Origin of the sequence: Spirabiliibacterium mucosae (assembly GCF_014884965.1) — a bacterium.
GTDB classification, from domain to species: Bacteria; Pseudomonadota; Gammaproteobacteria; order Enterobacterales; family Pasteurellaceae; genus Spirabiliibacterium; species Spirabiliibacterium mucosae.
The window spans coordinates 52,336-66,394 of sequence record NZ_JABTBO010000007.1 but is presented as its reverse complement, the minus strand read 5'-3'; the positions used below and the strand labels follow the sequence as shown (position 1 = coordinate 66,394).

At 52.8% G+C, this 14,059-nt stretch carries 16 protein-coding genes and 1 pseudogene; 11 read left to right on the top strand and 6 right to left on the bottom strand.

Translation table 11 applies throughout. The features are described from left to right. Nucleotides 1-456: 456 nt before the first annotated feature. The 5 genes from cgtA to rplU all read right to left on the bottom strand — a co-directional run bounded on the left by cgtA (nt 457) and on the right by rplU (nt 3,277). Complete coding sequence (gene cgtA, locus HPC37_RS03955) at nt 457-1,626, bottom strand: Obg family GTPase CgtA (RefSeq protein ID WP_208121902.1); 1,170 nt, start codon at nt 1,624-1,626, stop codon at nt 457-459. Continuing rightward, nucleotides 1,623-2,153 carry a DMT family transporter gene (locus tag HPC37_RS11225; RefSeq protein WP_427915953.1) on the bottom strand — a complete coding sequence of 177 codons (531 nt, stop codon included), beginning with the start codon at nt 2,151-2,153 and terminating at the stop codon, nt 1,623-1,625. The genes cgtA and HPC37_RS11225 overlap by 4 nt, the downstream gene beginning before the upstream one ends. Continuing rightward, nucleotides 2,111-2,575, bottom strand: a complete 465-nt coding sequence (locus tag HPC37_RS11220; RefSeq protein WP_427915952.1) for an EamA family transporter — start codon at nt 2,573-2,575, stop codon at nt 2,111-2,113. Before HPC37_RS11220 ends, HPC37_RS11225 begins: the two co-directional genes overlap by 43 nt. 115 nt (nt 2,576-2,690) lie before the next feature. Continuing rightward, the gene (gene rpmA / locus HPC37_RS03945) at nt 2,691-2,948 is read right to left on the bottom strand and encodes a 50S ribosomal protein L27 (protein WP_208118349.1); all 258 of its coding nucleotides are present in this window, start codon (nt 2,946-2,948) and stop codon (nt 2,691-2,693) included. A 17-nt stretch (nt 2,949-2,965) separates the two neighbouring features. Beyond that, nucleotides 2,966-3,277 (bottom strand): 50S ribosomal protein L21, encoded by a 312-nt coding sequence (gene rplU, locus HPC37_RS03940; RefSeq protein WP_208120799.1) that lies wholly within the window; start codon nt 3,275-3,277, stop codon nt 2,966-2,968. 224 nt (nt 3,278-3,501) lie between these two features. Here rplU and ispB point away from each other — a divergent pair, with 224 nt between their 5' ends. From ispB to coaD, 8 genes are all read left to right on the top strand, one after another. Next, nucleotides 3,502-4,494: an octaprenyl diphosphate synthase gene (ispB, locus tag HPC37_RS03935; protein WP_427915950.1), complete on the top strand. Its 993-nt coding sequence runs from the start codon at nt 3,502-3,504 to the stop codon at nt 4,492-4,494. Continuing rightward, nucleotides 4,494-5,267 (top strand): epoxyqueuosine reductase QueH, encoded by a 774-nt coding sequence (locus HPC37_RS03930; RefSeq protein WP_235961368.1) that lies wholly within the window; start codon nt 4,494-4,496, stop codon nt 5,265-5,267. Before ispB ends, HPC37_RS03930 begins: the two co-directional genes overlap by 1 nt. A gap of 64 nt (nt 5,268-5,331) precedes the next feature. Next, nucleotides 5,332-5,853 (top strand): hypothetical protein, encoded by a 522-nt coding sequence (locus HPC37_RS03925; RefSeq protein WP_208121901.1) that lies wholly within the window; start codon nt 5,332-5,334, stop codon nt 5,851-5,853. A 72-nt stretch (nt 5,854-5,925) separates the two neighbouring features. Then, nucleotides 5,926-6,051 carry a hypothetical protein gene (locus tag HPC37_RS11065; protein WP_282435392.1) on the top strand — a complete coding sequence of 42 codons (126 nt, stop codon included), beginning with the start codon at nt 5,926-5,928 and terminating at the stop codon, nt 6,049-6,051. Nucleotides 6,052-6,061: 10 nt separating this feature from the next. After that, the gene (locus tag HPC37_RS03920) at nt 6,062-7,510 is read left to right on the top strand and encodes a phosphoethanolamine transferase (RefSeq protein ID WP_208121900.1); all 1,449 of its coding nucleotides are present in this window, start codon (nt 6,062-6,064) and stop codon (nt 7,508-7,510) included. Nucleotides 7,511-7,520: 10 nt separating this feature from the next. Continuing rightward, on the top strand, nt 7,521-9,092 hold the full coding sequence (locus HPC37_RS03915; RefSeq protein WP_208121899.1) for a glycosyltransferase family 2 protein: 1,572 nt from the start codon (nt 7,521-7,523) through the stop codon (nt 9,090-9,092). Next, nucleotides 9,092-10,393: a lipid IV(A) 3-deoxy-D-manno-octulosonic acid transferase gene (gene waaA / locus HPC37_RS03910; RefSeq protein ID WP_208121925.1), complete on the top strand. Its 1,302-nt coding sequence runs from the start codon at nt 9,092-9,094 to the stop codon at nt 10,391-10,393. Before HPC37_RS03915 ends, waaA begins: the two co-directional genes overlap by 1 nt. After that, nucleotides 10,378-10,857 (top strand): pantetheine-phosphate adenylyltransferase, encoded by a 480-nt coding sequence (coaD, locus tag HPC37_RS03905; protein WP_208121898.1) that lies wholly within the window; start codon nt 10,378-10,380, stop codon nt 10,855-10,857. Before waaA ends, coaD begins: the two co-directional genes overlap by 16 nt. Here the strand turns inward: coaD and mutM are convergent. Continuing rightward, the gene (gene mutM / locus HPC37_RS03900; protein ID WP_208121897.1) at nt 10,854-11,672 is read right to left on the bottom strand and encodes a bifunctional DNA-formamidopyrimidine glycosylase/DNA-(apurinic or apyrimidinic site) lyase; all 819 of its coding nucleotides are present in this window, start codon (nt 11,670-11,672) and stop codon (nt 10,854-10,856) included. The genes coaD and mutM overlap by 4 nt on opposite strands. Before the next feature lie 67 nt (nt 11,673-11,739). On the opposite strand from mutM, the pseudogene trmL reads away from it, so the two are divergent. From trmL to HPC37_RS03885, 3 genes and pseudogenes are all read left to right on the top strand, one after another. Continuing rightward, nucleotides 11,740-12,215: pseudogene (trmL, locus tag HPC37_RS03895) on the top strand (tRNA (uridine(34)/cytosine(34)/5-carboxymethylaminomethyluridine(34)-2'-O)-methyltransferase TrmL). Between the two features lie 80 nt (nt 12,216-12,295). After that, the gene (locus tag HPC37_RS03890; RefSeq protein ID WP_208121896.1) at nt 12,296-13,282 is read left to right on the top strand and encodes a FecCD family ABC transporter permease; all 987 of its coding nucleotides are present in this window, start codon (nt 12,296-12,298) and stop codon (nt 13,280-13,282) included. Further along, nucleotides 13,279-14,058, top strand: a complete 780-nt coding sequence (locus tag HPC37_RS03885) for an ABC transporter ATP-binding protein (RefSeq protein ID WP_208121895.1) — start codon at nt 13,279-13,281, stop codon at nt 14,056-14,058. Before HPC37_RS03890 ends, HPC37_RS03885 begins: the two co-directional genes overlap by 4 nt. Nucleotide 14,059: the final 1 nt, after the last annotated feature.

The following is a 14,059-nucleotide window of genomic DNA, read 5'->3' as shown; positions in this document are numbered from 1 at the left end:
GCGAAAAATGGCGGATCGAACCACAACGTTCCGTGTTTTGTAGATCAAAAGTGCGGTTTCAAAGTCAGTTTAAAAGTGCGGTGACCGCACTTTGCATTTCAAAATTAAAATCTCGATTATGCGATCGCCCCCGGAATAAGATGCTGAGCGGGTGCCTAAAGTGCTAGGCGAGTGAGGGTTTGATCCCGAATGAGCCGTAGCAATTTGGCGCTAAGCGAATATCTTATGGACAGGGGCTAATGTCGTTTCTTTGCTTCCTTTCTTTGGACAAGCAAAGAAAGGAAGTCGCCAACGGCGAAACCGTAGCGGCATGACGGAGTGATGGCAGAAAAAAGATCACCAAAAGATAGAGATGACGGAGTTATGAAAGAAAACAGATCGCCAAAAAAGAGATGACGGAGTTATGAAAGAGAACAAGAAAACAAAAAAACCGCACTTTAAAGTGCGGTTTTGGTTTTAAGGCTTGTAAATAATCTCAACGCCTTCTTCATCCTCGTCGGACCAGTCATCCCAATCCTCATCGTCTTCATCTTGATGGGCGGCGAGTTGCTCTTGATGATAGTCATCCCACTTAAATTTCACCTCTTCTGGTGCCTGTTCGGCCTCAGCTTGTTCGCGTGGGTGCTCATCTAAAAACTGCATAATATCCCAACACAGTTGTTTGACGTGCTCACCACTGGCGGCGGAAATTTGATAGGTTTTTTCCGCTAAGCCTAGGCGATCGATGATGTCTTGCACTTTGCTTTGCAACTCATCCTCAAGCAACGTGTCGATTTTATTAAACACCAGCCAGCGCGGTTTTTCTGCCAGCTTCTCACTGTATTGCGCTAACTCTTGCTCGATGATCGCGATATTCTCCGCCGGATCACTGCCGTCAATCGGGTTAATGTCCACCAAGTGGATCAACACGCGGCAGCGCTCTAGGTGCTTCAAAAAGCGGATGCCGAGGCCCGCGCCGTCGGCTGCGCCTTCAATCAGACCTGGAATATCGGCAATCACAAAGCTGCGGGTGTCGTCCACGCGCACCACACCAAGACTTGGCACCAAGGTGGTGAATGGGTAATCCGCCACTTTTGGCTTAGCGGCTGAAACTGCGCGGATAAAGGTGGATTTGCCCGCATTCGGCAGCCCCAACATACCCACGTCCGCCAGCAGCATCAGCTCAAGCAGTAAATCGCGTTTTTCGCCCTCGGTGCCGTTGGTTTTTTGCCGCGGCGTGCGGTTGACAGACGATTTAAAGCGCGTGTTGCCCAGGCCGTGATAGCCGCCTTTGGCCACCAACAAACGCATGCCGTGTTGGGTGAGATCGCCGACGATCTCTTTGGTGTCGTTGTCGATCGCGCGTGTGCCGACGGGCACTTTCAAGGTGATGTCGTTGCCGCGGTGGCCAGTGCAATTGGCGCTGCGGCCGTTTTCACCGCGGCCAGCGTTAAAGCGTTTTTCAAAGCGGTAGTCAATCAAGGTGTTGAGGTTTTCATCCGCTTCTAAATAAATATCGCCACCATCACCGCCGTCGCCGCCGTCTGGGCCACCTTTGGGGATGTATTTTTCGCGGCGAAAGCTCACACAGCCATTGCCGCCGTCGCCTGCTTCAATGCGAATCAGGGCTTCATCAATAAATTTCATCTCGTCTCCTTTGCTCGCGTTGGGCGAGCATGCCAATGCATTTTGTTGCCTAAAACGGAATACAGCGCGCCTGCAATCACCACCAACGCACCAATATAGGAGGTGAAATTAAGGCTCGATTCACTGAAAATTGCTGGCGCCAGCCAGTGCGCCAGCGCGGTAAATAAAATGGTAAACAGCGGGGTAAGGGTGATAATCGCGCTGACTTTGCTCACCTCCCAGCGGTTGAGCGCCTCGGCGTACGAACCGTAGGCCACCAAGGTGTTTACACAGGCATAGGCCAAGCAGCACAGCTCAAACACAGGCAGGCGCGTGATTTCATGGGGCGCGGCCATCGGGGTGATAAGCAGTGCGGCGGTGGCATAATAAATTAATAAAATCTGTTGGGAATTGAGCCGGCGCAGCATTACTTTTTGCGCCAAGCCATAGCCGACCCACACCACCGCGGCGCTGACGGTGAAAATCACGCCGATGGTGTAATCGGTCAGGCTGGTGAACAGCTCAAACAATTTTTGATTGAAAAACACAACAAGCCCGCCACCAGCAGCAAGGCGCCGATTTTTTGCGGCGCGCCCATGGTTTCTTTTAAAAACAGGCTGCTGGCGATCATCATTAAAAACGGCGAAATCTGCCCTAGCACTTGGGTGACATCGGGCGACACATACAAAAGTGCGGTATTAAACAGCACAAAGTTGGCACCGAGCGCGATGCCGCCGAGCAAAATCAGCCAGCGGTAGCTGCCTTTGAGCAGCAAGATAAAATTAGGCAGCTTTTTCAGCAAGGCTAAAATCACCAGCAAGCCGAGCGTGGCCGCCATAAAACGGAACCACACAATGGTGGTGCTGTCCATAAGCCGCACCACCTGCTGCAACGCAAGTGGCAAGCTGCCCCAGCAGGCTGCGGTGGTGAGCGCTAGGAAAAATCCGCTAATCGGTCTTGATGGTGTCATAATCTCTCGCCTGTTTGCACCTATTGTACTGAAGTTCGCCGCGTTCGCCAAAGGCAAAGTGCGGTTAAACAAAAAACCCCGCAAAAGTGCGGGGTTTTCAATTCGAACCGTTAAATTATTCAGTTACGATGCTAACAAATTTACGATTTTTGTCGCCTTTCACTTCAAATTTAACTTTACCATCTGCTGTTGCAAATAGAGTGTGGTCACGACCGATGCCAACGTTAGTGCCCGCGTGGAATTTAGTACCACGTTGACGCACGATGATGCTGCCGGCTAAAACTGATTCACCGCCAAAGCGTTTAACACCAAGACGTTTGCTTTCAGAGTCACGACCGTTACGAGTTGAACCACCCGCTTTCTTATGAGCCATTTTCGATCTCCTCTAAATTAGGCGCTGATACCAGTGATTTTCACTTCTGTGAACCACTGACGATGGCCTTGTTGTTTACGACTGTGTTTACGACGACGGAACTTAACGATTTTGATTTTTTCGCCACGACCGTGTGCCACTACTTCAGCCACTACTTTGCCACCACTTACCAATGGGGCACCAATTTTTACATCTTCACCGTTAACGACCATCAACACTGAGTCAAACTCAACGGTTTCACCCGTTGCAATGTCAAGTTTTTCTAAACGAACTACTTGACCTTCGCTCACACGATGTTGTTTGCCGCCACTTTGGAAAACTGCGTACATATAAAAAAACTCCGCGAAAGTTGGCAGGAATAACGTTTATGTTTTCGCTGCGCAAATTAAAATTCATATAGGGTGCGGATTTTACGCAAAAATCGTGCCAATAGCAAGTAACTATTTTCGTGAAAGTGAAAAAAGATCCTTTTTCGTGTGATCCATTTTAGAATTTGGCGGTTTTCAGGTACAATCAGGGCAAATTTATCAACACCAAAAAAAGCAAATTGTCTATGTGTGAACAACCAAAACGCCTCGATATGGCGGCGATCCAAGCGCTGTGCGCCGAGGATATGCACGCGGTCAACGCCTTGATTTTGGCGCAGATGCGATCCGATGTGGCGCTGATCAACCAGCTGGGGCATTATATCATTGGCTCTGGCGGCAAGCGCATCCGCCCGATGATTGCCGTGCTCAGCGCGCGCGCCTTGGGTGTACGCGATCAATCGCACATCACCACCGCCACCTTTATTGAATTTATTCACACCGCCACGCTGTTGCACGACGATGTGGTGGACGAGTCCGACATGCGCCGCGGGCGCGAAACTGCCAACGCCTTGTTTGGCAACGCCGCCAGCGTGTTGGTGGGGGATTTTATCTACACCCGCGCCTTCCAGCTGATGACCGCACTCGATGATTTGCGCATTTTAAAAGTGATGTCGGACGCCACCAACGTGATCGCCGAAGGGGAAGTGCTGCAACTGATGAACTGCAACGACCCTAACACCACTGAAGAAAGCTACATGCAGGTGATCTACAGCAAAACGGCGCGCTTGTTTGAAGTGGCCACCCAATGCGCCGCCATTGCCGCTAAAGCTGAAAGTGCGGTTGAACGCGCGCTGGCGGATTACGGCCGCTACCTCGGCACCGCCTTCCAGCTCGTCGACGATGTGCTCGATTACAGCGCCGATCAAGCCCAGCTGGGCAAAAATATTGGTGACGATCTCGCCGAGGGCAAACCCACCCTGCCGCTGCTGCACGCCATGCACCACGGTAACGAAGCTGAGCGTGAGATGATTAAAGCGGTGATTGAAAACGGCAACGGGCGCGACAAACTCAACGCTGTGCTTAATGTGATGCAAAAGTGCGGTTCACTGGATTACGCCATGCAACGTGCGCGCGATGAAGCGCAAAAAGCCGTGGATGCCTTGGCGGTGTTGCCCGAGAGCGAGTATAAACAGGCGTTGATGTCTTTGGCTTATCTTTCTGTGGACAGAACCTACTAATGACAACTGAATATACCCAAAGTGCGGTTGAATCCGTGCGCGCCAAGCGGCGCAAAAACAAAAAAGACCCCAACGCCCCTTTTGTGCGGCCACAATTGAGCCTGCCCAACGGGCACAATCGCTTGCTCCTGCACTCGTGCTGTGCGCCGTGCTCAGGTGAAGTGATGGAGGCCATTCGCGCCTCGGGGATCGAGTTTACCATCTATTTTTACAACCCAAATATTCACCCGCTGAAAGAATATTTGATCCGTAAAGAAGAAAATATTCGCTTTGCCGAGAAATTTGGCATCCCGTTTATTGATGCCGACTACGACCGCGCCGAGTGGTTTGAGCGCGCCAAAGGTATGGAAGACGAGCCTGAGCGCGGCATCCGCTGCACTATGTGCTTTGACATGCGCTTTGAAAAAGCCGCCCAATACGCCCACGAGCACGGCTTCCCCGTGTTCACCAGCTGCCTGGGCATCTCGCGTTGGAAGGATATGAACCAAATCAACGGCTGCGGCCACCGCGCGGCGGCCAAATACGACGATGTGGAATACTGGGATTACAACTGGCGCAAAGGCGGCGGCTCGCAACGCATGATTGAAATCAGCAAGCGCGAGCGCTTTTATCAGCAAGAGTATTGCGGCTGCGTCTATTCCCTGCGCGACACCAACCGCTGGCGCGAGGCGCAAGGCCGGCAAAAGATTGAAATTGGCAAGCTTTATATTCCGCTGACTAAACTTTTGACAAAAAGTGCGGTCAAAGCAAGCAACACTTTGACCGCTATGTGAAAAAGTCGTAAACTAAAAAAATCCACTTGCCCGCTGGGGGCGACACTACAATGAGGACCTATAAATGAAACGTTTTTATCAATTTTTAACCATGATGTTTGCAGGCTTGGCGTTGGTGGCGTGTGACAAAGCCGACACCCAAAAAGCCGAAGCACCAGCCGCCGCCCAACAAAGCGCTGACGTGCAAGCGGATTTGAAAGCAGACTTAGCGGCGTTTGACCAAGCCACCGAACAAAATGGCAACTTGGCACAAATTCAAACACTGCAATCGGATTTGCAATCCGCGAAAACCCCTGAAGAGCAAGCTGACATCTTCAAAAAAATTGCGGCTAAATATGAAGAAATCAAAGCTAGCGTTGAAGGCTTAGACGTAAAAACAGACGACGGCAAAGCGTTGAAAGACAAATTTGTCTCAGGCTTTGGTGATTTCATCAAATTGATGGAAGACTCTGCAAAATACGTGGTTGAAAAACCGACTGAAGAGCAAGCCAAGGAGCTTATCGCCTTGCAACAACAAGCGACTGAAAAACTCTCACAAGCTGCGCAAAGCATCAGCGAGCTGAAAGCGAAAGTGCAAGAGAAATAATTTCACCGAGCTCAACCCAGCCCCTATTAGTGTGTTGCATTATTAGGGGCTTATTATTATCAAGGCAAGACAATGCAACGCGTGTTTCAGGCGTTATTTCGCCACCGATTTTATCTCGCATTGGTGATCTTCACCGCACTTTCTGCGCGCGCTATCGGCTTTGCGCCCAATCTTTATGCCATTGCGGCATCGTTTTGATTTTTATCTCTTGTTTAACTACGCACGCTGGGCGTTTTATGCCTTTTTTGTGCTCTATTTAATCTCGTGCTTGTTTTATATTCCAGAAGCGGTGCTTTACGGCCGGCCATCATCGGGGATTATCGCCTCATTTTTTGAAACTAATCTCGGCGAAAGTTTGGAATATCTCACCTCCTTCCCGCTTTATGTGTGGGCTTATGTCGCCGCCTTTGCACTGCTGGGGATAGTGGTACTCTATCTTGCCACCCTTGAGCCGAAAAGTGCGGTCAAACGCACGCGGCTCAACCTACTGTGGTTGGTGCTGGTGGTGATTGCGGTGTTGTATAAACCGATTTCCACCAGCGTGAAAAAGGGCGAGCCGTTTAATCTGGCCAACACGCGCGTGTTTGTGGTGGGCTTTTATGCTGAGCTCTACAGCCTAGTGGATGACTACCAGCAATCGCGCCAAGCACTCAACACCGCACTTTTAGAACAAAAACCGTCAGATTGGCAAATTGCCACGGTGCAGCCGCGTTATCAAACCTATGTGATGGTCATCGGCGAGAGCATGCGTAATGATTACCTCGCGCTCAGCGGCTTCCCACTCGATACCACGCCGTTTTTAAGTGTGGAGAACGGCAAGTTTTATCAAGGCTATATTTCCGCCGCCCCCAACACCCAAACTTCACTCATGCGCACACTGTATCAAAACGTGGGGGATACGGTGATTTACGGCAACAATTTAATCACCTTGGCGAAAGACGCGGGCTTTAAAACCTACTGGATTTCCAACCAAGGGGCTCTCGGCAAATTTGACACAGCAGCGGCCAGTGTGGGCGTGCGTGCCGATAGCGTCTTTTTCACCAAAAAGGGCAATTACGACAGCGTCAACTACCCCGACACCGCACTTTTGCCGCCGTTTGACAACGCGCTGGCAGATAACGCCGGCCAGCCGAAGCTGATTGTGCTGCACTTGATGGGGTCACACCCGAAATTTTGCCAACGCGTGCGAGAGGAAGTGCACTTTGATTACCTCAATCACGAAATGTCGTGCTATTTGCAATCCCTGAAAGAAACCGATGCGCTGCTGCACACGTTGGTGGCCAAGCTCAAAGCACAGCATCAGCCTTATTCGCTGATGTATTTTTCCGATCACGGTTTGTCGTTTGATCGCTATGAGAAGAACAACTCATCCATGGTGCTGCTGATCGGCAACAAAACTAAGCAAAACTATCAAATTCCGTTTTTTGTCCTCTCCAGTGATGACACCGCGCACCAATCACTGCCACTGCACCAAAGTGCCACGCGCTTGCTGCGCGGGGTGAGTGAGTGGATGGGGATTGACAGCGCCGTTTTCCGCGGCCAGCCGAGCTTTTGGCAGGGCACGCGCGAGCCGATTCGCGTGTTTGATTTTTTCAACTGGGTGGATTTTGACTCGCTTGCCGATGAGCCAGCGCCCCTGCCCACCGAGATAAACTAACGAGGCCTCCATGACAGACAAACTCCCCATCAGTGTGACAATGTTGGTGAAAAACTCCGAAAAGTACCTCAGAGAGGTTCTGACCGCACTTGCCCCTTTTGATGAGGTGCTGCTGCTCGATAACGGCTCAAGCGACAACACCTTGGCCATCGCCCGTGAGTTTGACAACGTGCGCATTGAGCACTCGCCTTTTATTGGCTTTGGCCCGCTGAAAAACCGCGCCAGTGAGCTTGCCAAGCACGATTGGATTTTGAACATCGACAGCGACGAGGTGCTCCCCGCGCCACTGATTGCCGAGCTCGCCGCGCTGGATCTCAGCAACCCCGCCACGGTGTACGCCATCTTGCGCCTAAACCACTACCGCGGGCGTGTGATTAAAACGTGCGGCTGGTATCCTGATTACGTTAAGCGCCTGTATAACCGCACTTTGGTGAAATTCAACGACAACCAAGTGCATGAATCTTTGGTGCTGTCAGCGCAAGTGCAAACCGTACGCTTGAAAAACAGCTTTGATCACTATTCATTTGCAAGCAGTGATGATTTGATCCAAAAAATGCAACAATACACCGCACTTTTTGCCCAACAGCAAAAGCACAAAAAGCACGCCAGCCTCGCCAGCGCAATCAGCCACGGCCTGGCGGCATTTTTCAAAAATTATGTATTGAAAAAAGGTTTTTTAAGCGGCCGTGATGGTTTTGTCATTTCAAGCGCGAATGCGATGGGTGCGTATTACAAATACATTAAGCTGGCCGAGGCCAACGAGAACTTGACGGTGTCGCTTATCATCACCACCTACAATCGCCCCGACGCGCTGTTGGCGGTGCTTAACTCTGTGCTGCAACAAACGGTGATGCCGTGTGAGGTGATCATCGCCGACGACGGCTCCGATGCGCGCACCCGTGATGCCATCGCCCAAATCCAACCGCACTTTAGCATCCCGCTGATTCACAGCTGGCAGCCTGATGAAGGTTTCAAACTAGCGCAATCGCGCAATTTGGCGCTGGCCAAAGCAAAAAGCGATTATGTGGTTGTGATTGATGGCGATATGATTCTCTCCCGCGCGTTTGTTGCTGATCACATTGCGCTGGCGCAAAAAGGTGTGTTTGTGCAAGGCTCACGAGTGGTGCTGCCTGAGGCCAAAACGCAGGCGATTTTGCAAAATCCAATGCATTACCCAAACTTGAAGTGGTATCACAAAGGGATTGAATCACGTTTTGAAAAACGCTTCACCTCCATTCATCTGCCATGGCTTAGCCGCTTGTTATTCAAACCAAAATCGGGGCAATTTAAAGGCATTCGAGGTTGCAATATGGCGTTTTTCCGTGATGATGCGCTGGCGATTAACGGTTTTAATAATGATTTTGTCGGCTGGGGGCGGGAAGACAGTGAATTTGTCGCGCGGCTTTACAACAACGGCATCAAGCGCCGCAACGTGCGCTTTGCCGCCATTGCCTATCATCTTTGGCACCATGAAGCCGAGCGTGACGCACTGCCTGCCAATGATCAACTGCTCAAGCGCGCTATGCAAGAGGGCATCACCTATTGCGACAACGGCGTGGCACAATGTAAGGACAACGCATGATCTTTCGTTGGGTTTATACCGCACTTTTATATTGCTTGCAGCCGGTGGTGTGGCTTTATTTGCTAGTGCGTAGCCGTAAAAATCCGGCCTATCGCACGCGCATCGGTGAGCGTTATGGGTTTTATGGCAAGGCCGCGCCGCCTCAGCCGGGTGGGGTTTTGATTCACGCGGTATCGGTGGGGGAAACGCTGGCAGCTGCACCGTTGATTCATGCGCTGCTCGCCCGCTACCCAAACCTGCCGATTACCGTCACCTCCGTCACGCCAACGGGCTCTGCGCGAGTGAAGGCGCTCTTTGGTGAGCGCGTGGCGCACTATTACTTGCCCTACGACTTGCCCGATGCCATGGCGCGGCTGTTTAATTTTGTGCAACCTCGGTTATGTTTGGTGATGGAAACGGAAATTTGGGCGAATTTTATCCACCAAGCGCACAAGCGTGATGTTCCGTTTATGATCATCAACGCGCGGCTCTCGGCCCGCTCGGCTCAACGCTATGGGTATTTCAACGCCGCGCTGAGTAGCGTGTGGCAAGAAATCAGCCTGATTGCCGCGCAAGATGAGCAAAGTGCGGTTCGCTACCGCACTTTGGGTGTGGCGGATAACAAGGTGAAAACCCTCGGCAATTTGAAATACGACATTCAGCTCAACCCTGCTGTGGCGGAGAAAATCGACAGCTGGCGCCATACTTGGCAGCTCGGTGCGCGCAAGGTGTGGATTGCCGGCAGCACGCACCAAGGTGAAGATGAGCTGCTGATTCAAGCTCATCAGCGCCTGCTCGCAACGCGGCCGGATGCGCTGTTGATTATTGTCCCGCGCCACCCAGAGCGCTTTGAGCAAGTCGCCGAGTTGCTTAACCGCGCAGGGCTGGCCACCACACGGTTGAGCGACAACACGCCGCCACGCGCTGAAACGCAGGTTATGTTAGGCGACACCATGGGGGAGTTGATGGCGCTTTATGGCATCAGTGATGTGGCCTTTGTTGGCGGCAGCTTGCAGCCGATAGGTGGGCACAACCCGCTTGAGCCGCTGGCGTTCAAGTTGCCTGTGATCAGCGGCGAATATGTCTTCAATTTCACCGATGTGTATGACAAATTGCGTGCGGTTGACGGCGTGATGATCGTCAACAGCGCGCCTGAGGCGATTGCGCAAGCGCTGATAAAATGCCTCACCGAACCGCACTTTGCCAGCGCACTTGGCGCGCGTGGCGAGCAGGTGCTGGCGCAAAACCGCGGGGCGCTATCACGCGTGCTCTCATTAATTGCGCCGATGTTAGACAAGGATTTTTTATGCAAACCACAGTGATTTACCCTGGCACCTTTGACCCGATCACCAACGGGCATTTAGACATCATCACCCGCGCGGCAGCACTGTTCCCGCGTGTGGTGGTGGCGGTGGCGGCCAGCCCGAGCAAAAAGCCGCTGTTTAGCCTTGATGAACGCGTGGCGCTGGTGGCGCAATCCTGCCACGGGCTTGACAATGTGGAGGTGCTCGGCTTTTCAGGCCTGCTGGCGGATGTGATTATGGAACGCGAGATTAAAGGCATTGTGCGCGGGGTGCGCGCGGTGGCGGATTTTGAATACGAATTGCAGCTTTCGCACCTCAACCGCCTGCTCACCCACGGGGTGGAGAGTTTATTCTTCCCGCCGTCGGATCGCTGGTCGTATGTGTCATCCACGATGATTCGCGAAATCACGCTGCACGGCGGCGATGTGTCCACCTTGGTGCCGCCGCCGGTGCTCAGCGCGTTGGCTAACAAGCGCCGCTAGCGCGACGTTTTCTGGCATTGTGGGCAGAAAAAGCTGTTGCGCTGCGCGATGACCGCACTTTGAATCTCGCTGCCGCAGACTTTGCACGCCTCGCCTGCGCGGCCGTAGACCCACAACTGCTGGGCAAAATAGCCTGGCGTGCCATCGGGTTGGATGAAATCGCGCAACGTGGTGCCGCCTTGTTCAATCGCGTTGCCCAGCACGGTTTTAATCGTGGCGGCGAGCGCATCGCACTGCTTGCGCGTGAGTTGGCCGGCTGCTTTGGTGGGGTGGATACGGCAGAGAAACAAACTCTCGTTGGCGTAAATATTGCCCACGCCCACCACCACAGCATTGTTCATCAAAAAGCCCTTGACCGCACTTTGCTTTTTGCGGCTTTGGGCAAATAAATACGCGCCATTAAATGCTTCACTCAGCGGCTCAGGCCCGAGTTTTTGAAACAGCGGGAAGCTGGCGATGTCGTCGCACCACAACCACGCGCCAAAACGCCGCGGGTCGTTGTAGCGCAGCTGCTTGCCGCCGGCGAGGTGAAACAGCAAGTGGTCGTGCTTGAGCGCCGGCACGCAGGAGTCCACCACGCGCAGTGAGCCCGACATCCCCAAATGGCCGACCAAGGCGCCGTGATCAAACTCAAACACCAGGTATTTTGCCCGCCGCGTAATTTTGCGCACGCGCACATGGCAAAGTGCGGTCAGCTCATCGCTTACGGGGTAGCGCAACTTTGGCTGGCGAACGCTAATGGATTCAATCACTTGGCCTTCAACATAGGGGGCGATGCCGCGGCGGGTGGTTTCAACTTCGGGTAATTCAGGCATAATCTCGTTTTGTTTCCATTGGGCTTCGTTGTATTATAGGGCCAATTTGAAATGATTGGAAAAAATGATGTTAGATATTGTGTTATATGAGCCCGAAATCCCGCAAAATACGGGCAATATCATCCGCTTGTGCGCCAATTGTGGCTTTCGGCTACACCTGATTGAGCCGCTTGGGTTTGATTGGGACGCAAAAAACTGCGCCGCTCAGGGCTGGATTATCACGAATTTGCCGAAATTCACAAATACCCCTCTTATCAAGCCTTTTTGCGCGAAGCCAAGCCGCAGCGGCTGTTTGCGCTTACCACCAAAGGCGGGCCAAATCACACCGAAGTGCGGTTTCAATTGGGCGATTTTTTGATGTTTGGGCCAGAAACACGCGGCATCCCAAAAGCGATTTTAGACACCCTGCCGATGAGTGAGAAAATCCGCCTGCCGATGGTGGCCAACAGCCGCAGCATGAATTTGTCCAACTCGGTAGCCGTCACCGTTTATGAAGCCTGGCGCCAGCTTGGCTTTGCCGGTGCCGTCAATCCGAACATCTAGCCTAAACGTGCGGGGCTCACGGTTGTGCTGCGCGCGTTTTTTTGATACAACGTTATGTAAACCGCTAAACAACGAGTGTTATGACAAATCCACGCCTTTTCAATCTCTTTTTGCTCATGTTGCTGATTGTGCTTGCCATCACCGCACTTTGCATCGGGCGCTATAGCTTGAGCCCCACTGCACTGTGGCAGGCGCTCAGCGAGCCGAGCGCGAACACGGTGGCGAGCAATATCATCTACAACTTGCGCTTGCCGCGCATTCTTGCAGCCATCTTAGTCGGCGGCGCGTTGGCGCTGGCGGGGGCGGCCTTTCAAGGCGTGTTTCGCAACCCACTGGTCTCGCCTGATTTGCTGGGTGTATCCAGCGGCGCGTGTGTGGGCGCGAGCATCGCGATTTTGCTTGGGCTGTCGATTTTGCACATTCAAGCGCTCGCCTTTGTCGGTGGCGTGATTGCCGTGGCGCTGACGATGCAAATCCCGCGCTGGGTGCAGCGTGACGCCACCATTGTGCTGGTGCTTGCCGGCATTATTGTTTCGGGCTTTATGCTCGCCGGCCTCGGCCTTTTGAAATACCTCGCCGACCCTGAAACGCAGCTGGCGGATATTGTCTATTGGCAGTTGGGCAGCTTGAGCAAATCGAATTATCACAACCTGGCGGTGCTCGCGCCGATTATGCTTGTCACCCTTGCGCTGCTGCTGGCGATGCGCTGGCGGATTAATTTGCTCTCGCTTGGCAGCCATGAGGCGCAACTGAGTGGCGTGAATGTGCGCGTTGAGCGCAATGTGATGGTGCTGTGCGCCACGCTGCTGACCGCCTCATCGGTGTGCTTGTGTGGCACCATTGGCTGGCTGGGGCTGATTATCCCGCATCTCGCGCGCCTGATGGTGGGTGATAACAATATGCGCGTGCTGCCCAGCGCGGTGCTGCTGGGGGCGTGCTTTTTGCTGTTTGTCGACACGCTCGCGCGCAATCTCTATGTGCAAGAAATCCCGCTGGGCATTTTAACAGGCTTTATCGGCGCGCCGTTTTTTGCCTGGGTGCTGATTAAACAACAGGTGCTGCGATGACGACACCCTTACTGAACCTCGAAGGCATTCACTACCAACTGGGTGAGCGCACCATTTTGGATAACATCAACTTGTCTATCGCGCAGGGGCAAATGCTCACGTTGCTCGGGCGCAATGGCGCGGGCAAATCCACTTTGCTCAACTGCATGACGGGCATTTTGACCCCGAATAAAGGCAAAGTGCGGTTAAACGGCGAGCTGCTGAGCGCTCTTTCAGCGCAAACCATTGCGCAAAATGTCGCCTATGTCACCCAGCTTTCCGCTCACACGTATGAATACCGCGTGATTGACTATGTCGTGCTCGGCCGCGCGCCCTATTTGGGCGTGTTTGCCAAGCCCAGCGAGCAAGATTTTGCCCTGGCCCAACAAGCCCTTGAGCGCCTGGGTATTGGCCATTTGCAAAGTGCGGTTTATGTTCACTTAAGCGGCGGTGAAAAGCAGCTGGTCAACATCGCCAAAGCCTTGGTGCAAGAGCCTAAATTATTGCTGTTTGACGAGCCGACCTCGGCGCTCGATTACGGCAATGTGTACAAAACCTTGCAATTGATTAAACAGCTCTCTGATGAGGGCTATGCGGTGGTGATCACCACCCACAACCCGGAATTTGCCATTTTGCTGCAAAGCGAGGTGGCGATTTTAGACCGCGGGCAACTGACCTGCGGGCCATGTGAGCAGATGCTCACACAAGCACGCTTAAGCGCGCTTTATCAAACGCCACTGCACATTCTTGAGGTGGCGGAACTCGGGCGCAAAATCTGCGCCATTCAACAACTTTAGG